The 20,918-nt window shown below is 63.8% G+C and carries 19 protein-coding genes; 5 read left to right on the forward strand and 14 right to left on the reverse strand.

The window, feature by feature from the left end:
- Positions 1–12 precede the first annotated feature (12 nt).
- Both FJ943_RS05280 and FJ943_RS05285 read right to left on the reverse strand, forming a co-directional pair.
- Positions 13–834, reverse strand: coding sequence for an ABC transporter permease (locus FJ943_RS05280; RefSeq protein ID WP_140616749.1), 822 nt, complete (start codon positions 832–834; stop codon positions 13–15).
- Positions 831–1,748: an ABC transporter permease gene (locus tag FJ943_RS05285; RefSeq protein ID WP_140720130.1), complete on the reverse strand. Its 918-nt coding sequence runs from the start codon at positions 1,746–1,748 to the stop codon at positions 831–833. Before FJ943_RS05285 ends, FJ943_RS05280 begins: the two co-directional genes overlap by 4 nt.
- A 268-nt stretch (positions 1,749–2,016) precedes the next feature.
- Here FJ943_RS05285 and FJ943_RS05290 point away from each other — a divergent pair, with 268 nt between their 5' ends.
- The gene (locus FJ943_RS05290) at positions 2,017–3,432 is read left to right on the forward strand and encodes an aminotransferase (RefSeq protein WP_140720382.1); all 1,416 of its coding nucleotides are present in this window, start codon (positions 2,017–2,019) and stop codon (positions 3,430–3,432) included.
- A 112-nt stretch (positions 3,433–3,544) separates the two neighbouring features.
- Here FJ943_RS05290 and FJ943_RS05295 read toward each other — a convergent pair whose 3' ends face one another.
- Complete coding sequence (locus tag FJ943_RS05295) at positions 3,545–4,747, reverse strand: aromatic ring-hydroxylating dioxygenase subunit alpha (RefSeq protein WP_140720132.1); 1,203 nt, start codon at positions 4,745–4,747, stop codon at positions 3,545–3,547.
- Positions 4,748–5,160: 413 nt separating this feature from the next.
- Here FJ943_RS05295 and FJ943_RS05300 point away from each other — a divergent pair, with 413 nt between their 5' ends.
- Positions 5,161–5,568, forward strand: a complete 408-nt coding sequence (locus FJ943_RS05300) for a hypothetical protein (RefSeq protein ID WP_140616753.1) — start codon at positions 5,161–5,163, stop codon at positions 5,566–5,568.
- A gap of 130 nt (positions 5,569–5,698) precedes the next feature.
- Here FJ943_RS05300 and FJ943_RS05305 read toward each other — a convergent pair whose 3' ends face one another.
- Both FJ943_RS05305 and FJ943_RS05310 read right to left on the reverse strand, forming a co-directional pair.
- Positions 5,699–7,786 carry a PAS domain S-box protein gene (locus FJ943_RS05305; protein ID WP_181174493.1) on the reverse strand — a complete coding sequence of 696 codons (2,088 nt, stop codon included), beginning with the start codon at positions 7,784–7,786 and terminating at the stop codon, positions 5,699–5,701.
- Positions 7,787–7,862: 76 nt separating this feature from the next.
- Complete coding sequence (locus FJ943_RS05310) at positions 7,863–8,636, reverse strand: response regulator transcription factor (RefSeq protein WP_181171238.1); 774 nt, start codon at positions 8,634–8,636, stop codon at positions 7,863–7,865.
- A gap of 45 nt (positions 8,637–8,681) precedes the next feature.
- Here FJ943_RS05310 and FJ943_RS05315 point away from each other — a divergent pair, with 45 nt between their 5' ends.
- On the forward strand, positions 8,682–9,383 hold the full coding sequence (locus tag FJ943_RS05315) for a response regulator transcription factor (protein WP_140662945.1): 702 nt from the start codon (positions 8,682–8,684) through the stop codon (positions 9,381–9,383).
- Between the two features lie 73 nt (positions 9,384–9,456).
- Here FJ943_RS05315 and FJ943_RS05320 read toward each other — a convergent pair whose 3' ends face one another.
- Entirely contained in the window at positions 9,457–9,624 is a 168-nt protein-coding gene (locus FJ943_RS05320; protein ID WP_015315429.1) for a hypothetical protein, read from the reverse strand.
- 257 nt (positions 9,625–9,881) lie between these two features.
- A complete protein-coding gene (locus FJ943_RS29875) occupies positions 9,882–10,160 on the reverse strand; it encodes a hypothetical protein (RefSeq protein ID WP_246671826.1) in 279 nt (92 codons plus the stop codon).
- 176 nt (positions 10,161–10,336) lie between these two features.
- On the opposite strand from FJ943_RS29875, the gene FJ943_RS05330 reads away from it, so the two are divergent.
- Positions 10,337–10,792: a L,D-transpeptidase gene (locus FJ943_RS05330; protein ID WP_140720134.1), complete on the forward strand. Its 456-nt coding sequence runs from the start codon at positions 10,337–10,339 to the stop codon at positions 10,790–10,792.
- A gap of 103 nt (positions 10,793–10,895) precedes the next feature.
- Here FJ943_RS05330 and FJ943_RS05335 read toward each other — a convergent pair whose 3' ends face one another.
- Both FJ943_RS05335 and FJ943_RS05340 read right to left on the reverse strand, forming a co-directional pair.
- Entirely contained in the window at positions 10,896–13,979 is a 3,084-nt protein-coding gene (locus FJ943_RS05335; protein ID WP_015315432.1) for an efflux RND transporter permease subunit, read from the reverse strand.
- Positions 13,976–15,370, reverse strand: coding sequence for an efflux RND transporter periplasmic adaptor subunit (locus FJ943_RS05340; RefSeq protein WP_140720136.1), 1,395 nt, complete (start codon positions 15,368–15,370; stop codon positions 13,976–13,978). The genes FJ943_RS05335 and FJ943_RS05340 overlap by 4 nt, the downstream gene beginning before the upstream one ends.
- A gap of 146 nt (positions 15,371–15,516) precedes the next feature.
- Here FJ943_RS05340 and FJ943_RS05345 point away from each other — a divergent pair, with 146 nt between their 5' ends.
- Entirely contained in the window at positions 15,517–16,050 is a 534-nt protein-coding gene (locus tag FJ943_RS05345; RefSeq protein ID WP_015315434.1) for a TetR/AcrR family transcriptional regulator, read from the forward strand.
- Between the two features lie 54 nt (positions 16,051–16,104).
- Here FJ943_RS05345 and ugpC read toward each other — a convergent pair whose 3' ends face one another.
- From ugpC to FJ943_RS05370, 5 genes are read right to left on the reverse strand one after another with little or no spacing between them, the layout of a single operon-like run.
- Positions 16,105–17,181, reverse strand: a complete 1,077-nt coding sequence (gene ugpC / locus FJ943_RS05350) for a sn-glycerol-3-phosphate ABC transporter ATP-binding protein UgpC (protein ID WP_140720138.1) — start codon at positions 17,179–17,181, stop codon at positions 16,105–16,107.
- Positions 17,168–18,106, reverse strand: coding sequence for a PfkB family carbohydrate kinase (locus tag FJ943_RS05355; protein ID WP_140720140.1), 939 nt, complete (start codon positions 18,104–18,106; stop codon positions 17,168–17,170). Before FJ943_RS05355 ends, ugpC begins: the two co-directional genes overlap by 14 nt.
- Positions 18,106–19,128, reverse strand: coding sequence for an SIS domain-containing protein (locus FJ943_RS05360; RefSeq protein WP_041163308.1), 1,023 nt, complete (start codon positions 19,126–19,128; stop codon positions 18,106–18,108). Before FJ943_RS05360 ends, FJ943_RS05355 begins: the two co-directional genes overlap by 1 nt.
- The gene (locus FJ943_RS05365; protein ID WP_140662936.1) at positions 19,125–19,970 is read right to left on the reverse strand and encodes a carbohydrate ABC transporter permease; all 846 of its coding nucleotides are present in this window, start codon (positions 19,968–19,970) and stop codon (positions 19,125–19,127) included. The genes FJ943_RS05360 and FJ943_RS05365 overlap by 4 nt, the downstream gene beginning before the upstream one ends.
- A complete protein-coding gene (locus tag FJ943_RS05370; protein WP_140720142.1) occupies positions 19,970–20,854 on the reverse strand; it encodes a sugar ABC transporter permease in 885 nt (294 codons plus the stop codon). Before FJ943_RS05370 ends, FJ943_RS05365 begins: the two co-directional genes overlap by 1 nt.
- Between the last annotated feature and the right edge of the window lie 64 nt (positions 20,855–20,918).

Raw genomic sequence — 20,918 nt, forward strand, 5'->3', positions numbered from 1 at the left:
ATCCGCGGCTGCTCAGGCATAGAGGCCTCCCTCGTTCTGGGTGCGTCTGGCCGCGCGGCGACGCAGGATTTCGGCGATTGTCATCAACAGGAAAGAGGCAACCAAAAGCAGCGTGCCGAGCGCCAGCACGCCGGGCAGTTTCGAGGCGAAACGCAACTGGCCCCAGATGTAGATCGGCAGCGTCGCCTCGGTGCCGGTAAGGAAGAAGGCGATGATGAATTCGTCCAGCGAGATGGTGAAGCAGACCAGCAGGCTGGAAATGATCGCCGGCGCCACCATCGGCAGCGTCACGCGCCGGAAAGTGCCGAAGGCGCTTTCGCCGAGATCGGCGGAGGCTTCCTCGAGACTGCGGTCGAAACCCTCGAAGCCGGAAGTCAGCACCGTCATCGAATAGGGAATGCAGACCAGGACGTGGCCGAGCACGACAGTGAACAGCGAAAGGCCGAGGCCCAACTGCAGCATCACCAGCAGCATCGAGATGGCGACGATCACTTCGGGCAGCACAAGCGGCGCCATGATCAGACCGTTGATGGCGCGGCGGCCGGGATAGCGGTAGCGGGTGATCGAGCGGGCGGCGAGGATGCCGAGTACGGTGGAGAGGATGGCCGCCGAGACGCCGACGATCAGGCTGTTCCAGGCGGCATCGAGCAGCGCCGGCGTGCGCGGCAGGTCTTCGTACCATTGCAGGGTGAAGCCGGTCAGCGGGAATTTCGGCGTCGCCGCCGTGTTGACCGAGAAGATCGGCAGGAAGATGACGGGCAGATAGAGGAAGACGATATAGAGGAACGCATAGGCCGACAGCCAGCCGCCCGGCAGGAAGCGCCGCGCCTTCATCGCGCCATCCTTTGCAAGCCGCGGATGATCAGCACCGTGGCGCCGGCCATCAGAGAGACGATCAGCATGGTGGTGACGGAAAGTGCGGCACCGAGCGGCCAGTTGGCGGCTTTGCCGAACTGCGCTTGGATGGCATTGGCGATCATGACGCCATCCTTGCCGCCGACGAGCTTTGGCGTGACATAGTCGCCGACAGTCGGGATCATGACGATCAGCGCCGCGGAAATGATGCCTGGCGCCGACAGCGGCAAGGTCACGCGCAGGAACGACCGGAAGGGTCCATCGCCAAGGTCGGTGGCCGCTTCGACCAGCGTGCGGTCGACCTTCTCCAGGGACACGAAAATCGGCAGGATGGCGAAGGCCGCCCAGGCATGGGTGAGCGTGATGATGACGGCGCTCGAATTGTAGAGCAGGGCGGTCGACGGTTCGTCGATGATGCCCAGACCCATCAGGCCGGAATTCAAGACGCCGTTATAGCCCAGGATGACCTTCCACGACATCACGCGCAAGAGATAGCTGGTCCAGAACGGGATGGTTATGAGGAACAGCCACAGGCTCTTGTGACGGCCGCCATAGAAGGAAATGAAATAGGCGATCGGGTAGGCGAGGACGACGGTGAACAGGCTGACCGTCAGCGAGATGTAGAGCGAGCGCCACAACAGATCGCGGTAGATCGGCTCGGTCAGTGCGACGCGATAGTTTTCCAGCGTGAAGGTGCGGTCGATGGTCAGGTAGTGCTGCGTCCAGAAGGAATGGGCGATGACGACCAGGATCGGCAGGACCAGAAGGATGAGAGCGTAGAGAAAGGTCGGGCTGATCAGGGCAAAGCCTTGTACAGGCTCGGATTGCAGAAGGGCATTTCGTCTGGCCCGCGTCAGGCCCAACGGGGGCGACCCTTCCGCAGCCACCGTCATTGCCAGACTCCGGGGGGACGGGCTCCGGGTGCGATCTCGATTGCTGGCCTGGACTGTCCCGCCATACGGCATCCCATTGGGCTGGCGCCGGCTATTGTTCCCCTTGCCGGCTTTCTTTCATCATGCGCGCATCCGCGGATTGAAATCAAGCGCTAATTCTGCAATATTGATTGAACGGACATTCAAAATCGTGTGAGCAGGGCGGCGATTTCGGCCATGGCGAACCGGATTGATGCCCGGAAAATTCGGGGATGATGTGGAGGCGATGATGGCGGCGGTGAGGGATCTGAAGGCACGCGAAACGGCTGGCCCTGGCGACGATGCGGTCGGGCTGGCCAAGCGTCATCTCATCCAGCCCTGGCCTTACGCCGGTTCCGTCGGTTCGGAGGCGCGCGCGCTGATCGGCGAGGGCGATGGCATCTACATTACCGACAGCACCGGCAAGCGGCTGATCGACGGCCCGGCCGGCATGTGGTGCGTCAATGTCGGGCATCGCCGCGAGGAACTCGCCAGGGTGATGTACGACCAGGCGATGGCGCTGTCCTACAACACGCCCTGGTACACGATGAACGCGCCGTCGGCGGAGCTTGCCAAGCGCATCGCCGGCCATGCCCCAGGCGACCTCAGCCACGTCTTCTACACCACGGGCGGTTCCTCGGCGGTCGAGACGGCGCTGCGCTTCATGCAGTTTTACAACAATGTGCGCGGCCGGCCGGAAAAGAAGCTGATCCTGAGCCGTGGCGGCGCCTATCATGGCTCAACCTATCTCTCGGCCTCGCTCAATGGCCGCCCGCGCGACCGCGACTGGATGGATGGCGCCGACGATCTGGTGGTCAAGCTCGCCTCCCCCGACCCGTTCCGCCGGCCGAAAGGCATGAGCATCGCCGCTTTCACCGATTTCCTTGTCGACCAGTTCCGCGATACGGTCGCGCGTGTCGGTGCCGACAGAATAGGCGCGTTCGTCGGCGAACCCATACAGGCGTCCGGTGGCGTCATCATTCCGCCGGACGGCTACCTCAGGCGCATCCGCGAGATCTGCCGCGCCAAGGATATTCTTTATATCTCCGACGAGGTGGTGACGGGCTTCGGACGTCTGGGCCATGTCTTTGCCTCGGGCGACGTGTTCGGCATCGACCCCGACATGATCACTTTCGCAAAGGGCGTCACCTCGGGTTATTTCCCGCTTGGCGGCGTCATCATCTCGGAGCGGCTGCTGGAGGAATTACGCCGTTCCAACCATCCCGACGCGATGTTCGGCCATGGCCTGACCTACACCAGCCATCCGGTCGGCTGTGCCGTGGCCTTGAAGAATCTCGACCTGCTGGAAGAGAGCGTGCTTGCTCACACGCAGGCGGTCGCGCCCTATTTCCAGGCGCAATTGAAGACGCTGGAAGAGCTGCCGCTGGTCGGCGAAGTGCGCGGCGTCGGGCTGATGGGCTGTGTCGAATGCGTCGCCGATCGCGAAAGCAAGGATCCGCTGCAGCTCGACAAGGATGTCGGCAAACGCATCGACGCCCACTGCCACGAGCTTGGCCTGCTGGTGCGGCCGCTGATCAACATGTGCGTTATGTCGCCGCCGCTCGTCATTACGCGCGAGCAGATCGACGACATGGTCGGCATCCTGCGCGAGGGTATTTCACGCACGATGGAAGATCTCAGGAAAGAGGGTGTGTGGCAGGGGTGAGTTTCTCCTTCTCCCCGTTTTTACGGGGAGAAGGTGCTCGAAGACGGATGAGGAGCAGCGCTGATGGGGAGAGGGGCGCTGTCATCGGCGGCTTCGCCAATCAGCAGGGTTGTTACGCCCGGCTCCGCAGCGCGTCGTTCAAATTCCACATGTCCTTTTCTTCCGGCGCTGTTTCCAGGCCGAGCACCGGAACCTGCTTGCGCAGGTGGTCGTGGTGGGTGCGCACGCCATATTCGAGGTCGGAGAGATAAAAGCCCTCGAAAGCCTCGGACAGCATGGATTCGTTCGACCAGACCGAGAGCTGCACATCTTCCGACATGGTGTCGCGATCGATGCGGAAGGAGAGGTAGCGGGCGGCGGCCTGCTCTCGGCTCTCGTCGCGGTAGCGATAGATGGCGCCGCGCAGCAGCGTCTCACCCGTCGACAGCGGGAACTCCTGATAGAACTGCACTGATTCCGGCATCACCGACAGAACGGCGTTGGGGAAGATGCCGTAATAGACCCAGGCCTTCCTGAGATGGTCAGGCAGATGCGTCGGCTCCGGCGCGATCTTGACGTAGTTCTTCACGCTCCAGCGGCGGCCGGCATGCGGGTTGTAGGTGGCGAAGGAGCGCGAGACGCCATTGACGAAGGGCTCGTCGAAATAGGTGGCGCCATAGAGATCCTGCAAGGCCGGATGCGCCATGGCGACATGATAGCCTTCATTGTCGACGTCGCGCACCGACTTCCAGTTGACCGGCGTCTTCTGGGTCCAGATGCCCCAGGAAGGCACCATGTCGGCGGCCTTGTAATGCGCGAATTCGGGTTCGATCGGCCTCAGCAGCTCGGCGACGGAGGGCTGTGGCCCGCCATTGCGGAAGCGGATGAAGATGAAGCCCATCCAGATTTCGAGGTCGAGCGGCATCAGGCCAAACTCGGTCTTGTCGAGGTCGGGGAAGGAGCGCGGGCGGGCGGCGCCGCGCAGCGTGCCGTCGAGATTGTAGACCCAGCCGTGAAACGGACAGACCAGCGCGTTCTTGCAATTGCCCTGGCTGTCGGCGACGACGCGGCTGCCGCGATGGCGGCACATGTTGTTGAAACCGCGTACCACGCCGTCCTTGCCGCGCACGATCAGGGCGCGTTCGCCAATGACATCCATGGTGAGGTAATCGCCGGCGTCCGGTATGTCGCAGACATGCCCGACGATCTGCCAATGATTGCGGAACACATGCTCCTTCTCCAGTTCGAGAAGGGCGTCGGAATGGTAGCTCCAGCCCGGCAGTCCCCGCCGGTCCCAATCGTTCGGGATTGCCACGTCACGGAGGTGCGGGTTCATAAAACGTCTCTTCTTTTATTGAATATGCATTCAATATAATCATATTTTGCATTGAAATGCAATGGCTTGTGGAAATGTGACTGTTCCGCAGCGAAAATGTCGGCGCTGGTTCCATGGGAATCCCGCGCCGTTGCGGGCTTCGAAAACCCCGGAAAATCCGGATCTTAGCCAGAGTTCCGTAACTGCCCCCGATCGCTGGCTCGCGCCGCCAATCGTTCACGCGGCTACCGGTCGTGCACGTCTTGCAACCGCCACCCCCCGGGCCAAAACAGCCAATGACCGACCCTGCCCGGTTTTGCCCGTATCGATGTTTCAATCCGGTTACATTGCCGGGCTCTCGTCACCTTTGCGCCGTTACAAGGCGCGATTAAATTCGTTTCATCGCAAAAAGAAAATCAACGAAGGGGATGATGATGCATGCGAAAGTCCAGATCACCAGCGGCAACCGCTTTCAAGCTCCAGAGCGCGCTGACCGCCGCCCGAAGCTGGCCCTTCGCCAGCGCGCCAGCGACCACCCGATGGGAATGTTCATGGCGCTGGCTGCTTGCGCCTTCGCCGGCATGGCGTTCACGCCGACGGTCGGCCCAGCCTTCGCTTCGTTGAACCCGCCCGCCAACGTCATCGAAGGCGCGCCGACCACGACCACGACCGCCCGCCTGCCTATGCCGGCAATCGATTTCGCCTGCAGGGGGCAGGCCTGGGGCGCCGAGAGCGTGGATTGCCTGCGCGCCATTGCCGAGCAGTCCGGAACGCACAAGACCCGCGCGATCCGCATGATCGCCAACGCCGCGCCGCTGACCAGCACGCCCAACATCTTCTGATTTCTGCCTCTGCGTTTCTGCCGGGGCATGATCCCGAAACCGGTTCCCGTTTGGGGATCATGCCCTACCTCCCCGAGCGCTTCTCGGCGCTCGCTTCGGCTCCCGCCGCGATGTCGGCCGGGAGCCTTTTTTATGCTTTCAACGCGGCCTGCTCGGCGATGGTCGAAAGCACACTGCGTACATCCAGCGTGCTGAACGGTTTTTCGAGGATCTGTGGCCGCTGCTGCGACGGCAAGGCTTCGACTTCCGCCTTCGCGCCGATCAGGTCGCCGGTGACGAGCACGAAACGCCGCGCCAGGTCGGGCCGTTCGGCGAGCAGTTCGCGGTAGATCGAAATGCCTGATATGCCGGGCATGCGCAGATCCGAAAAGACGATATCGGGGGGCATGTGGCCACCCAAGGTGGCGGCGCCCGATTCCCAGAGCGGCGCGATCCGCGACTTGATGCCCATCAGTTCGAGAATATCGGACAGGGAACCGGCGACGTCAGGCTCGTCATCGATGATCAGCGCATGGCGCAGGCCGCTCGATCGTGGCTGGCTTTCGCCGGCGGCGGCGATGCCCGCAGAGATCGCCGGCAACTGGACGACGAAACGCGCGCCTCTCGGCAACACCTCCTCGAACCAGACATTGCCGTTGTGTCGTTCGATGATCGATTTCGAGATCGACAGGCCAATGCCGGTGCCGACGCCGACCGGCTTGGTGGTGAAATAGGATTCGAAAATGCGCGAACGGATGGCTTCGGGAATGCCGGGCCCGTTGTCCTCGACCGAGAAGCCGGGATTGCCCCGATCGCTGCGGAAGCTCCGCACCTTGATCAGGCGGTCGCCGGCGACGCCGGCCAGGGCATGCTGGCTGTTGATGAGGAAATTGGCCGCCACCTGTGTCACGTGGTCGGCATCGGCCATGGCGAGCAGCGGACCTGGCGCGAAATCGGTATCGATGACGATGCCGCTCGAGCGCGCGCCGTAGGCGGTCACTTCGAGAGCGGCGCGGATCACCTGGTTGAGATCGGTCTCGGCATGTGCCGCCGGATGGAGGCGGACCATCGACAGGAAGCTTTTGACGATGCGCCCGCAGCGCTCGGCGGCGGCACGCACCTTTTCGGCACGGACCTTGGTCTGCGGATCCGAGGCGAATTCATGCAGCAGCGTCGACTGGGCCACGACGACGGCCAGCGGATTGTTGAGTTCGTGCGAGACGCCGGCAAGCAGCGAGCCCATCGCCGCCATCTTCTCGTTCTGGTGCAGCTTCTCGCGCTGCCGGTTGATCTCTTCCTCGGCGCGCAGCCTGTCGCGCAGGTCGCGGATCGAGCCAAAGATCAGGCGGCGGTCGGCGACCCGCATCTCGGTCGCCGTCAGTTCGATCGGAAACACCTCGCCGGCGGCATTCTGCGTCACGGTCTCGAGCCGCTGGCCGACCATCGGGGCGCCACGGCCGGACATGTAGTCGGCGCCCGAGGCATAGCCCTTGCGGTAGTATTCAGGAACGACCGTGTCGAGCAGGTCTTTGCCGAGGATATCGCTGCGCAGGAAGCCGAACATCTTCTCGGCGGCCGGATTGAATTCGATGATCGACCCGGCCTCGTCGATGACGATAATGGCGTCGAGCGAGGCCTGCAGCATGGTGCGGCGGATCACTTCGCTGGCATGGGCGTCCGAGGGGGAGTGTTCGATGGCGTCGCCTATGGCGAGGGCGATGATGTGCAGCGTCGCCTCCTCCTCGTCGGTCCATTCCCGCTCTTCGACGCAGTCATTGACGGCCAGCGTGCCCCACAAATGGCCGTGCGCGAAGACCGACACCGACAGGAACGACTTGATGTTCTGCTTCTCGAAATCGGCCCTCAGGAATCCTTCGAGGTCGCGCGTATGGCCGGCGAAAATCTTGCCCTGCCGCTCATCCTCGGCCAGCCGCTCAAGCAGCGGATCCGAATTGACGATCGACTGCATGATGACGGTCGGTGAGGCCAGTTCGCCGCCGAAGTCAGGATCGATCCAGTAGGCAGCGACCGACTGGGCGAAACCCTGGCCGGGCAATTCGCGCAGGCGGAACAGGATGCCGCGCTGGCACTCCATGGCGTGGCATAGCGTCTCCAGTATGCCGTCCATTTCGCGCTGCCAGTCGCCGGCCTCGCGCAGCCGGCGCACGACACGCACGGCGGCCATCGCCGCGCCCTGCCTGAAACCCTGCATGTCCGTGCTTGCCGTGTCGCCCATCATTGTCAGCCATTAGTCCAGAGTCACGCCAATCGATCGGCTGGCAACGGCTGCGGAGCGGACTTCCTCGGTCTGACGCTCAGCTGCCGTCGCCGGCCGGCAGCGAGAAAATATAGCCTTCGCCACGCACCGTGCGCAGGAATTTCGGGTTGGCCGGGTCCGTCTCGATCTTCTTGCGCAGGCGCATGATGCGGATATCGACGGCGCGCGACGATTCCGGATCCTCGGTGAAGCCGATCGCCTCGGAGATCGCGGCCCTGGTCAGCAGCCGGTTGGCGCGGGTCAGGAAAACCTCCAGCACGTCGAATTCGCTCTTGGCCATGTCGATCACTGTGCCGTTGGCGCCGGTGACCATCCTGCCGTCGAGATCGGCCTGGAAGGGGCCGAAAGCGACGGAGCGCCGATCCGTGCTGGCCTTCCTGTCCTGCGGCTCCGTCGGCTGGGGAACACGGCGCAGCACGCTGCGCACCCTGGCCAGCACCTCGCGCAGTTCATACGGCTTGACGATATAGTCATCGGCGCCGAGTTCCAGTCCGACGATGCGGTCGAGCGCGGTGCCGGCGGCGGTCGCATAGATGATGCCGATCGGCATTTTCGAGCGCAGCCAGCGGCCAAGCGACAAGCCATCCTCGCCCGGCATGGCGATGTCGAGGATAGCCAGATGGAAGGACTGCGTCTCGATCAGGCGGCGCGCGGCGGCCGCGGTTTCAGCGGTCGAAACATCATAGCCGGCGGCGCCGAGATATTCGGCGACCGCGTCCCTCAGGTCGGGCTCATCCTCGACGATGACAATTCTTGCCCGCACGATGCTCTCGCTCCCACTTTCAGTGGAAAGTAGATTGGGTATAAACATGATGTCCAGCACTCATATCCGGTTGCCAGGGAACGGTTGGAAAACATGGCCGCACGAGCCATCATTGCGCTTGTTTCCGTCGCCGAGGTCGTCGCGAGCGAGCTTGCCGACCATCTCGAGCGGCGCGGCCACGACGTGCGCCGGGCGCGGCAGCCCTGGGAGGCGGAATCGCTGCTGTCGGGCGGCGGTATCGACGTTGTCGTTGTCGGGGACAGCCTCAGCCAGGCGGAAGGGCGGGATCTGCTCAGGCGTTTTGGCGGCCAAGCTGGGGGTGGGGAGCATGGACCGGATTTCATCCTGATATGCCGGCCGGCCGATCTCCTCGACAAGGTGTTGGCGCTCGAGCTCGGCGCCGCCGACGTCGTCGAAAGTCCGCTCAATGTCAGGGAACTCGCCGCGCGTGTCGGTGGCCTGCTTTCGCGGCGCGGCAGGGGTACCCAGGAGCTGATCGTGCTGGAGAACGCAACCGTCGACCTGAGATCGGCGATGGTCATGCATCGCTCCGGTACGCAGGAGCAGCTCTCGCCCGGCCAGGTGGCGCTGCTCAGGCTGTTCCTGGCGAGCCCGCGCAAGGTACTGACGCGGGACGACATTATCGCAGCCGCGCCGGCCGAGAATGCCGACGCCTTCGATCGCTCGATCGACTCGCGCATCGTGCGACTGCGCCGCAAGCTCGACACCGAGACCATCACCACCATACGCGGCGCCGGCTACAGGTTCGATCCGCCACGGCAATTCGCCGACTGACGGCTGTGTTTTCCTGCTGGTTCGTCGGATGAGCATCGGACTTTCCATTTTCCCGCGCCGATGCCCGCGAGGTTCAGCGCACCACCAGCAATGACGGGCCCGAGGCCATTTCGCCGCCGACGGCGAACTCGCTTGCGTGAGCGCGTTCCTTGAGCAGCACGCTGGCGAGTGCGGCAAAGCCGAGCAGGCCCTGCGCATAGAGCAGTGCGGAAAGCACGGAAGCCGCGAATTTTGTCTTCATGATCTGAATTCCCCAAAAAGATGACTGTGTAGCGGGTCGCTTCAGGAACTCCCGAAGTGCCCGCGCCGCCCACGGAGCCCCCCGTCGCGGCGCGGGCCTTCGGTCCTCTCGGCAGCAAGTTGCCGGAGGGGCCGCGCAATGCCAGCAGCCGAAGGCCAACCCGCCAGAGGGCCTTCAACTGGGCGATGCGCAGGCTGGAAACGATCCAGACCGTGGCGCAAACAGGGCGACGTGCAGGGTCGAAATCTCGCTCGAACTCATCGCCGCCAGCCGCGCACGGGGCCGCCGGCAATGGTGCCGCCGCCGACAGCCGCCGCCGTGATGCTGATCCTGGATAGCCAGGAGCGTATGTTCGTTTTCGTTCCCTTGGTCGTTGCCGTCTGCTTTCGTTGCGTCAACTTTTGCATCCGGTCGGTATCCGGATCATGCCGCCCAAAACCGCACTTTGTTGCAGATTGGTTTCGGATTGAGACAAACTCTTTCATGTAGGAGACAATTCGAACTTTCGTTTCGGGGTGAATGCCTGTGTCCTTCATCCTTGGCCCCCGTGTCGGAATGGAGCGCCATCAAACAGGGTGATTGTCCTGTTAATCAGCGGAAACAGATTCGAAACACAAACGAGCATTTCACGAAATCTTTCCGAAACATGCCGCTGGGATAAGCCGCCTCATCGAATTGGAGCCGGCCGGACCGGCAGAGAGAGGGGACATTCATGCACACCACCATTTCCGCAAAGTTCATCAACATCACCGCCGCCGCGCTCATGGGCAGTGCACTTCTGTTCGGCGCCAACGCCGCCCATGCCGCCAACAGCGTCGTTGCTCGCGTTTCGCTGTCGCAGCAGGTCATGGAAGTCTCGGTCGACGGCCGGCCGACTTTCGCCTGGAAGGTTTCCACCGGCGACAGGGCGCACGTGACGCCGACCGGCTCGTTCAAGCCGACGCGCATGCATGAGATGTGGTATTCGAAGAAATACGACAACGCGCCGATGCCGCATTCGGTGTTTTTCAGCGGCGGCTACGCGGTCCACGCCACCTATGCCATCAAGCGCCTCGGCCAGCCCGCCTCGCATGGCTGCGTACGGCTGCACCCGGACAACGCCGCCGATTTCTACCAGCTCGTCGAGACGTTCGGAGCGGCCAACACCAGCATCGTCATCGTCAAGTAGCAGGAAGGTCGCCGCATTCGGCCATGTGCCGGAGTTGCTGGAGCGATCGCCAAAAAAAGGCCGGAGAAATCCCGGCCTCTTTTTGTGTCTTGCGCCCCGTGCCTCAGCTCGGCAGCGCCGGCATCAGCTTGGGATCCGGCTTTTCCGCCAGATGCGGCAGGTCCTTGCTGGCGATGAAAGTATAGAACATCGGCACGACGAACAGTGTGAACATGGTGCCGACCAGAATGCCGGTGAAGATGACCAGGCCCATCGAATAGCGGGCCGCGGCACCGGCGCCGCTGGAAACGATCAGCGGCACCACGCCCAGCGCCATCGCCGCCGTCGTCATCAGGATCGGCCGCAGGCGCACCTTGGCCGAGGCGATGATGGCGTCACGCCGCCGCATGCCATGCAGTTCTCGCTGCTGGTTGGCGAATTCGACCAGCAGGATGCCGTGCTTGGTGATCAGGCCGATCAGCGTGATCAGTCCGACCTGGGTATAGATGTTGAGCGTGCCGAGGCCCAGATTGAGCGGCACGATCGCGCCGAAGATCGACAGTGGCACCGCCATCATGATGATCAGCGGATCGCGGAAGCTTTCGAACTGCGCCGCCAGCACCAGGTAGATGACGATGACGGCCGCGCCGAAAGCGATCAGGATCGTGTTGCCCTGTTCCTTCTCCTGCCGGGACTGGCCGGAATAATCGATGAAGAAAGTGTCGGGCAGGCTCTCCCTGGCGATGTCCTCGAGCACTTTCAAACCGTCGCCCGTGGTGACGCCGGGCAGCGGCAGCGCCGAGATCGTCGACGAATTCAGCTGGTTGAACTGCTCGATCGCCGCCGGCGACGCATTGTTCGAAATCGTCACCACGGCCGACAACGGCACCATCTCTCCCGTCACGCTGCGCACGAAATATTCGCCGAGCTTTTCAGGGTTGTCGCGGAATTCCTGCGGCACCTGCGGGATGATGTCATAGGAGTTGGAGTCGCGGTCGAATTGCGCCACTTCGGCACCGCCGACCAGCAGCGTCAGCGTCCGGCCGATATCGGCGATCGGCAGGTTGAGCGCGGCGGCGCGGTCGCGATCGATGGTCACCGTCACCTGCGGTGCGTCATAGGCCATCGAATTCTGCACGACGATGAAGCGGCCCGAGGCCTGCGCCTTGTTCTTGATCTTCTCGGCTTCCTCGTAGACCTGAGCGGAATCGCCGGTCGAGCGCACCACCATGGAAATTGGCAAGCCGCCGCCGGAGCCCGGCAGAGTCGGCGGCGCGAAGACGAAGGCCTGGACACCCGCCACCTTGGCGATACGAGCCGTGATGTCGGCCTGCAGCTCCTTCGAATTGCGCTTCCGCTCCGCCCAATCCTTGAAGGCAAAACCGACGAAGGCGCTGTTGGTCGTGCCGCCAAAGGCGACGGCCGAGAACTGCGCCCGGGTCTCGGGAATGTCCTTCACCAGGCCCAGGATCTGATTGACGTAAGTCTCGGTGTAATCGGAGGTCGCATAGCGCGGCCCCGTCACCAGCGAGAGCAGGAAGCCCTGATCTTCTTCCGGCGCCAGTTCCGTCGAGGTTTTGGTGAACATGAACCCAGTCACGCCGACAAGCGCCAGCACGATGAGCAGCGTCAGCGGGCGATAGTTAAGAGATCCGGTGACGGCGCGCTCATAGACATGCTCGACGCGCGCGAAAGTGCCGTCGACGATGCGCTGGAAACGGCCGGCATTGCCGGGCTTCAGGAGGCGCGCCGACATCATCGGCGTGATGGTGATGGCAATGATGCCAGACAGCACCACCGATCCGGCGAGCGTCACCGCGAATTCGCGGAACAGGGCGCCGGTCAGGCCGCCGGTGAAGGCCAGCGGCGCGAACACGGCGGCCAGCGTCATGGTCATGGCGACGATGGCCGACGCGATCTCGCGCATGCCGCTGAAGGCCGCCTGCATGGGCGGCATGTGATCCTCTTCCATGTGGCGGTGGATATTTTCCACCACCACGATGGCGTCGTCGACGACAAGGCCGATCGCCAGCACCATGGCCAGCAGCGACAGAAGGTTGATCGAATAGCCTACCGCGAACAAAAGGAAGCAGACGCCGATCAGCGACAGCGGGATGGTGATGATCGGCATCAGCACCGAGCGGAACGAACCGAGGAAGAGGAGGATGACGACGACGACGATGGCGACCGCCTCGCCGATGGTCTTGAACACCTCGTCGATCGAGGCGCTGATCTGTCCGGTCGCGTCGTAGACGACTTCGATCGTCATGCCCTTCGGCAGCGTCTCCTGAATCTGCGGGACCAGCTTGGTGAGTGCCGCCGCCGTGGTCAGCGGATTGGCTGCCGGGGTCGGGAAGATGGCGAGGAAGGTGCCGGGCTTGCCGTTGAAGGAAACCCTGGTGTCGGTGTTCGCGGCCGCCAGTTCGACGCGGGCCACGTCGCGCAGGCGCACGACATTGCCGTCGGTCGAGCGCAATGGCAGCGCGGCGAAGGCTTCCGGTGTCTGCAGCGTCGAGCGCACGGTGATCGACGAGACGACATATTCGTTCTGGGTGTTGCCGGGCGCCGACAGGAAGTTGGAATTGTTGATCGCCGCCAGCACTTCGGCCGCCGTCACGCCGCGCGCGGCAAGCCTGACCGGGTCGATCCAGACGCGCATCGAGTATTCCTGGGCGCCGAAGATCTGCACGTCGGCAACACCTTCGACCGTCGACATGCGGGGCCTGATGACGCGCTCGATATACTCGGTCAGCTGCTCCTTGGTCATGTTCGGATTCTGCATCGAGATGTACATCATCGCGAACTGCTGACCCGTACCCTTGACGATGACCGGGTCCTTGGAGGCGTCCGGCAAAGTGCCACGCACGCCCTGGACCTTGGACAGCACTTCGGTCAACGCGACGTCTGGGTTGGAACCGAGCTTCATCTGCACCGTCACGGTGCTGGAGGAGGGACGGCTGGACGAGGTGACGTAGTCGATGTTCTCGGTCGAGGCGACGGCGCGCGCGATCGGGGCGGAAATGAAGCCCTGGATCAGATCGGCGCTGGCGCCCGGATAGGCTGTCGTGATTGTGATCGCGGTCTCGTCGACCTTCGGATACTGCCGGATCGACAGGTTGAATATGCCCTGGAAACCGAGCAGCAGGATCATGCAGGCAAGAACCGTCGAAAGGACGGGCCGGCGGATGAAGAGATCGGAAAAGCTCATTGCTGGTCGGCCTGCTTGTTCGCCGATTTGGTCGGGTCGATCGTGTTGTCGACGTTGACGGTCATGCCGTTGAAGAGGCGGTTCTGGCCCGCGGTGACGACCTCGTCGCCGGCCTTCAGCCCTTCGACGATCTCGACCATGCCTTGATTGCGGCGGCCCGGCTTGACGAAGACCTGTGACAGCACAAGCGCCGGTTTGTCGCCTTCCGCCGCCGGCTTGGCCGGATCGGCCGCTGCTGGCTTGGCGGCATCGGCAGCGGCCTTGTCCGCTGGCTTGGCTGCGTCGGCGGCCGGCTTCATGGCATCGGCGGCGGGTTTCATTGCGTCGGCCTGCTTGGCGTCTGCCGCCTTGGCATCCGCGGGCTTGGCATCCGCAGGCTTGGCATCCGCAGGCTTGTCGGTGGCCGCCGCCGGCTTTTCGTCCGGCTTGGCTGGCTGCGCCGGGGCCGCCCCGGCGGGCTTCGCCGGCTGCACCACGAATATGTAGTCGCCATAGAGGCTGGTGGTCAGTGCCGTCTGCGGCAGTGACAGCACGTTCTGCTCCTCGGGCAGTTCGACACGCACCTGCACGAACTGACCTGGGGTCAATTTGCCTTCGGGATTGGCAACTTCCGCCCGGATGTTCACCAGCCGGCTGGAGGGGTCGATCTTGGGGTCGATGCCGCGAATGGCGCCCGCAAAGGGCATGTCGTCGCTGCCGCCAAGGCCCAGACGGACCGTCTGGCCAATCTTGAGCAGCGGCAGCTGCTGTTCGGGAACCGAGAAGTCGACCCGCATCGTGTCGAGGTCCTGCAGCGTCACCACCGCGGTGCCGGGTGCCAGATACTGGCCGAGGTCGATCCTCGGAATGCCGACCGTGCCGGCGAAAGGTGCGGTAAGCTGCTTCTGGTCGAGCACGGCCTGCAGCCTGGTCACCTGGGACGCCGAAGCGGAGGCCGCCGCACGCGCCGTGTCCAGCGTCGAGTCGGAGCCAACGCCACGCCTTGTCAGTTCGACGGCGCGGGTCAGCGTGGTCTGATCGAGTGCCGCCTGCGCCTTCTGCGCATCGAGATCGGCGCGCTCGACGGCGTCGTCGAGTTGCAGCAGCACTGCGTTGGCCGCCACCTTCTGGTTGGCATGGAAGGGGATTTCCTTGACGATGCCGGCGGTCTCGACCGTCAGGTCGACACCGCGCACGGCCCGCACCGTACCGATGGCCTCGACGCCCGGTGTCCAGTTCGACGGCTTGGCGATGGTTGTCGACACGGTCGCCGCCGGCGGCTTCATGGTGGCGAAATACTGCTTGATGCCGTTGTCGCGCAGGAAGTTGAAACCGACGATCCCGCCGACCACGATGACGAGCACGGCAAGGACCACAATAACGATAAAGACACGGAGTATGCGCTTGAACAAGGAAGTCCCCTCAGTCGAAAATCCGGCGCGAAGCGCGGACATCGGGACACATATCGACTGCGGGTCCCGATTTCAAATAGTGGCGGTCTTACTGTACCGTCTGGACGGTCTTGTCAATTGGGCCTAAGCTTGCGATGGGAGGCGCCATGAGAGCCCAACGACCGAACTCGCGCGAGAAGATTCTCGCCGCGGCGGCTGATGTTGCCCGGGAATCCGGGCCCGGCAGCCTGTCGCTCGATGCCGTTGCCAACCGCGCCGGCGTGTCGAAGGGCGGGCTGCTCTACAACTTCCCCACCAAGGCGAAATTGATGCAAGGCCTGGTCGAAGGCTATCTGCGCGATTTCGAGCAAGCGCTGGAATCCGCCAACAGCAACGACAAGGGCAAAAATCCCCTCGCCGTCTATATCAGGCTGTCAGCCGAGGATTGCGAGGAGAAGCAGCCGTCGGCATCCTGGATATTCTCGGCGATCGCCGAGGATCCCGATTTCATGATGCCGATCAAGACATTCAAGCGGCAGCTTTTCGAGCGGTTGAAGGGCGAGGCGCCGGACCTCAAATCGCTTCTGGTCTGCTATCTCGCTATCGAAGGACTGCGCAGCATGAACCTGTTCGATTCCGACGTGCTGTCAAAGGACGAACGGGACCTGCTGGTGTCGTCACTTCTCGATATCGCCAAATAGGCTTGCCTGCGCGCGAGGAGGACGACGCTGCCGCGATCGTTCAATCGACGGCGCTTACAGGGCCTTGCCCGTCGAAGGATCGAACAAGCGAAGCGCGGCCTCGTCGAAGGCGAGGTTGCGCTGTTCGCCCTTGGCGAATTGGGCCCGCGGCGGCAAGCTGGCCGTCAGCCGTTGCGTGCCGATCCGCGCCGTGGTGACCAGCTCGGGGCCGGTCAGTTCGACGACCTCGATCTCGACGGGCAGTGATAGCTCCGCGGCGGCTCCGGTCGCCGCACGCAGCGCTTCCGGCCTGATGCCGACGACCATTTGTGCACCCTCACGTGCCGCATTCGCATAGCGTGCCGGCACGGGGATCCATACATCGGATCCGGCAATGGCCAGCTTGCCGTCGGTGACGGTGGCCTGCAGCATGTTCATCGACGGCGCGCCGACAAAGCCGGCGACGTAGAGTGTCGCCGGGTCGTTATAGATCTCCTCGGGAGTGCCGAGCTGCTCGATCCGGCCGTCGCGCATGACGGCGATGCGGCTGGCCAGCGTCATCGCCTCGATCTGGTCATGGGTGACGTAGACGACGGTCGTCCGCAGCATTTGGTGCAGGCGTTTCAATTCGGTGCGCATTTCCAGGCGCAGTTTGGCGTCGAGATTGGACAGCGGCTCGTCGAACAGGAAGACCTGCGGCTTGCGCACCAGGGCCCGGCCGATGGCGACGCGCTGGCGCTGGCCGCCGGAAAGCTGACTCGGCTTGCGATCGAGCAGAGCCTCGATCTGCAGCAGCCTTGCCGCTTCGTTCACCGCCCTGTCGCGCTCGTCGGCCGCGACGCCGCGCATCTCCAGTCCAAAGCCGATGTTGCGGCGCACGGTCAGGTTCGGATAGAGCGCGTAAGACTGGAAGACCATGGCGATATCGCGGTTCTTGGGGTGCACGCCGAGGATCGAGCGGCCACCGATCAGGACGTCGCCGCTGGTCGCCTCGGCAAGGCCGGCGATGATGTTGAGAAGCGTCGATTTTCCGCAGCCCGACGAGCCGAGCAGCACCAGGAATTCACCGCTCTGCAGCGCGATGTCGATGCCTTTCAGCGTCTCGACGCTGCCGTAGCTCTTGCGGATGCCATGGATTTCAAGCGCGCTCATGCATGGGACCCTCAAACTGCATCGGCCCGCCATAGTTGCGGGGCAAGGTGGAAATGGCGCGCGAGGCGACGTGCGTAGCGGCGCGGAGGCAAGCGGACAGCGGCCGTTCCTGTGCCAATGCGGCCAGGAAGGCGGCATTGAAGACGTCGCCGGCACCGATCGTGTCGACCACCCTGACGTCGGGCGCGGCGGCTTTGACGAGAGTGCCGTCCGGGCCGATGGCGATGGCGCCTCGTGGCCCGCGCTTGACGACGAAGGTCGCGCCTTGCCTCATGCTGGATCGGATTTCACGCGCCGCTTCCGCCGGACTTGGCAACCCCGCCAGGGTCACCGTCTCAACCTCGTTGAACAGCGCCAGCGCGCAGCGCGACAGCCATGTCCTCGTCGAGGCGCAATAGGCCGCGGTCCAGCCATCGATCGGCCAGCCTGTATCGAGTGCCACGGCAACGCCGTGGCTGTCGGCCCAGTCGAAAAAAGCATTGTAGTCGCGCGTGAGGTCTTCCGTCAGGAAGGAGCCGCAGAGCAGGGCGTAGCCACCGGAGAGTGCGGGGCCGTCGAGAACCGACAAGACATCGGCGAGGCCGAAGCGTGGCAAGTGCCCGCGTGTGGTGAAGAAGGTCCGTTCGCCATCGGGGTGGGTCATCCCGACCGACAATGTCGTGCCTTCGGGCCGGATAGCCCATTTCGCGGCGCGGACGCCAAAAGCCTCACCAAGCCAGCGGCCGAACTGGTCGTCACCGACATTGGCGGCAATCGCAAAGTCGATGCCCAGCGCTTGCCAGGCGAGCCCGGTGTTGCCGGCCTGGCCGCCGACGCGCAATTCGTCATGGTCGACGACGGTCTCGGTTCCCGCCTTCGGCCATGGCGCGACCGGGCCGACGATCAGGTCGACATTGACGTTGCCGATCACCGCCAGCGGGCGCATCACTCGCTCCTGGTGATCTTGGTGGTGCGCACCGGCGTGCCCGCATTGTCGACGCGACCGTCCGCGAAGGCGATCATCAGGCGCTGTGCCACCGGCAGCATTGCGAGGATAGCGGCCATCCCCGCGGCTGGTTTGAACGTGAGCGTGACGGCCCCGGCGACCGGCGCTTGTCCGGACGCGTCAAAGATGACCAGCGGCGCGCCGGTTTCGACCACCGAAAGTGCCATCGCGGTCACCAGCTCCGAAGTCGGGTCGGCGCCGCGAAACAGGACAACACCGATCTGCGGGCCAAGCATCTCCATCGGCCCGTGCCGCAACTGGCCGCCTTCGAGCGAAAAGCAGGGCAGCCGCGACAGTTCGGTCAAGCCAAGCGCCAGGGCTTCGGCCACGCCCTGCAGGCGGCGGCCAGAGGTGACGATCGTATCCACCTTGCCAATCGCGGCGAGTGCTTGGGCGATATCGCAATCCTGCGGAGCTTCGAGCATGGCAAGGGCAGGGGCCGGATCCTCCCCCAGAGCCGCCAGGATGGCCAGGTGCAGGGCCAGGGTCACGGTCAGGCTGCGGGTTGCGGCGAAAGCCAGCTCCGTGCCGCCGGCGCCGACCAGGCAAGGCGCGGTGCGGGCGAGAAATGAACCGCCTTCGAGCGTCAGGCCGAAAACGTCCGAGCTGCCGCCGGCCTGCGCAAACCATCTGACGACTTCGGCGCTCTCGCCGGATTGCGAAGTCACAAGCACCGTCCGGTCCGCCAGCGGCAATGGTTGGCCGAGCTGCTCGGACAGTGGCAGCGCCAGCGCATCGATGCCGAGTGCACGATAGAGCGGCTCGACGGCACGGCCGACCGCGTGCGAGCCGCCCATGCCAAGCAGAAGCAGGCGGCCGCTCTTCCTGATCGAAGCGGCGACGTCTGCCGCCATGGCAGCGTTGTTCTCGAACGAAGCACGCGCATCGGCGTGCTGGCGCGCCATTTCGCGGTCGATGGCGGTCAGTCCGGCCGGCCGTTCTTTATCTGCAGTCATGTTCATCCTTTCACACCGCCGCTGGTCAGGCCCGAGATCAGCGCCCGCTGCATGACGAGGCCGATCAGCACCGGCGGCAAGGCGGCCAGCACGCCAGCCGTGGCAATCAATCCGTAGTCGGAAACACGGCCGCCGGCCAAATCGGCGATGGCGACGGTGAGCGTCTTGGCGCGCTGGTCGGAGGTAAACAGCAGCGCGTAGAAGAATTCGTCCCAGGCCAGCAGCACGGCGAATAGTGCCGATGTCGCCATCACGGGCGCGGCCAGCGGCAAGGTGATGATGCGCAATGTCTGGAACAGGCCGGCGCCGTCGATCATCGCCGCGGCCTCGATCTCGCGCGGGATGGAATCGAAGCCGGATTTCATCAGCCAGGTGGTGAAGGGCGCCAGTATGGTGAGATACACAAGCGTCAGGCCGAAGACATTGTTGAGCAGGCCAAGATGCGACAGGCCCATATAGAGCGGCACGGCGAGCGCCACCGGCGGCAGCATGTAGGTGGCGATGACCATCGACAGCGACCAGCCGATCGACGGTGTGCGCGAAACCGCCCAGCCGGCGGGGATGGCCAAGGCGAGTGCCGCCAGCGTCGCCATGGCGGCGATCTCAAGACTGTTGCGCAGCGACGAGGTGAAGGCGGCGCCGGCGCTGTTTTCGGCCGTCGACAGCAATTGCTGGTAGCGGGAGAAGTCGGCTGCCTGCGGCCACCAGCGCAGCGGCTTGGCGGCGAGATCGGCGGCCGGCGAAATGCTCATGATGAACAGCCAGGCGATAGGCGCCAGGATGATCGCGGCAAGCAGCAGCGCGCAGGCATAAATGAAGACGGTGAAGGCGAGGCTCTTGCGCTCCATCAGGCGGCGCTCCCGGCGGTCTTTCGCACCAGGGCGGCGTAGGCGACGGCGAGCAGCGTGACGAGCAAGGTGACGATCAGCGCCAGCGACGCGCCCGAACCGGCGCGCTGGAAGGAGAACGCTTCCTGGTAGACGAGGATCGAGAGTGTTCGCGTGGTGTTTGCAGGACCGCCGCGTGTCATCACCCAAATGATATCGAAGACCTTGAAGGCCTCGATGGTGCGCAGCACCAGCGCCACCATCAGCGGGCCGGCAAGATAGGGCAGGATGACGAAGCGGAAACGGTTGAACGGTCCTGCTCCATCAACCAGCGAGGCGGCGGTGATGTCACGCGGCACCGCTTGGAGGGCGGCGAGCGCGATCAGCGCCACCAGCGGAAAGTTCTTCCAGCAGTCCGCAACGATGAGGGCAGCCAGCGCCGTTCCCGGCTCGCCGAGCCAGGACCGATAGGCGTCGATGAGGTGCAACTGCGTCAAGGCGGCATTCAGCGCGCCATATTCGGGATTGTAGATCAGCCGCCACAGCGTGGCGTTGACCACCGTGGGCAATGCCCAGGGCAGGATCATCAGGGCGCGCAGGATTGCGCGGCCGCGAAAGTCCTGGTTGAGCAGCAGGGCGGCGAGGACGCCGATCACCATTTCGGCGGCAACCGAAATAATCGCGAACAGGGTCGTGGTGATCAGTGTGCGCGAGAAGTTGGTGCTCGACAGCATGTTGGAATAATTGTCGAAGCCGACAAAATTGCCAGCCGTGCCGACCAGCTTGGCATCGGTGAAGGAGAGCCCGACCGTATCGACCAGCGGCCAGCCGATGACGGCGACCATGACCACGAGCAAAGGCAGCATCAAGAGCCATGCGCGGGTCGTCATCCAGGTGCTCGACATCAGAGCAGCCTCTCTTCTCTCATCTGTGATCTGAACATAGTACGGGCCGCAATCGCGCATGACC

Origin of the sequence: Mesorhizobium sp. B2-3-10, from assembly GCF_006442275.1 — a bacterium.
GTDB lineage: Bacteria > Pseudomonadota > Alphaproteobacteria > Rhizobiales > Rhizobiaceae > Mesorhizobium > Mesorhizobium australicum.

Bases quoted from the DNA above. Each gene is read 5' to 3' on its own strand.
- FJ943_RS05280 (WP_140616749.1), bottom strand. From the start codon at position 834: ATGAAGGCGCGGCGCTTCCTGCCGGGCGGCTGGCTGTCGGCCTATGCG.
- FJ943_RS05285 (WP_140720130.1), bottom strand. From the start codon at position 1,748: ATGACGGTGGCTGCGGAAGGGTCGCCCCCGTTGGGCCTGACGCGGGCC.
- FJ943_RS05290 (WP_140720382.1), top strand. From the start codon at position 2,017: ATGGCGGCGGTGAGGGATCTGAAGGCACGCGAAACGGCTGGCCCTGGC.
- FJ943_RS05295 (WP_140720132.1), bottom strand. From the start codon at position 4,747: ATGAACCCGCACCTCCGTGACGTGGCAATCCCGAACGATTGGGACCGG.
- FJ943_RS05300 (WP_140616753.1), top strand. From the start codon at position 5,161: ATGCATGCGAAAGTCCAGATCACCAGCGGCAACCGCTTTCAAGCTCCA.
- FJ943_RS05305 (WP_181174493.1), bottom strand. From the start codon at position 7,786: ATGATGGGCGACACGGCAAGCACGGACATGCAGGGTTTCAGGCAGGGC.
- FJ943_RS05310 (WP_181171238.1), bottom strand. From the start codon at position 8,636: ATGTTTATACCCAATCTACTTTCCACTGAAAGTGGGAGCGAGAGCATC.
- FJ943_RS05315 (WP_140662945.1), top strand. From the start codon at position 8,682: ATGGCCGCACGAGCCATCATTGCGCTTGTTTCCGTCGCCGAGGTCGTC.
- FJ943_RS05320 (WP_015315429.1), bottom strand. From the start codon at position 9,624: ATGAAGACAAAATTCGCGGCTTCCGTGCTTTCCGCACTGCTCTATGCG.
- FJ943_RS29875 (WP_246671826.1), bottom strand. From the start codon at position 10,160: ATGAAGGACACAGGCATTCACCCCGAAACGAAAGTTCGAATTGTCTCC.
- FJ943_RS05330 (WP_140720134.1), top strand. From the start codon at position 10,337: ATGCACACCACCATTTCCGCAAAGTTCATCAACATCACCGCCGCCGCG.
- FJ943_RS05335 (WP_015315432.1), bottom strand. From the start codon at position 13,979: ATGAGCTTTTCCGATCTCTTCATCCGCCGGCCCGTCCTTTCGACGGTT.
- FJ943_RS05345 (WP_015315434.1), top strand. From the start codon at position 15,517: ATGAGAGCCCAACGACCGAACTCGCGCGAGAAGATTCTCGCCGCGGCG.
- ugpC (WP_140720138.1), bottom strand. From the start codon at position 17,181: ATGAGCGCGCTTGAAATCCATGGCATCCGCAAGAGCTACGGCAGCGTC.
- FJ943_RS05355 (WP_140720140.1), bottom strand. From the start codon at position 18,106: ATGCGCCCGCTGGCGGTGATCGGCAACGTCAATGTCGACCTGATCGTC.
- FJ943_RS05360 (WP_041163308.1), bottom strand. From the start codon at position 19,128: ATGAACATGACTGCAGATAAAGAACGGCCGGCCGGACTGACCGCCATC.
- FJ943_RS05365 (WP_140662936.1), bottom strand. From the start codon at position 19,970: ATGGAGCGCAAGAGCCTCGCCTTCACCGTCTTCATTTATGCCTGCGCG.
- FJ943_RS05370 (WP_140720142.1), bottom strand. From the start codon at position 20,854: ATGTCGAGCACCTGGATGACGACCCGCGCATGGCTCTTGATGCTGCCT.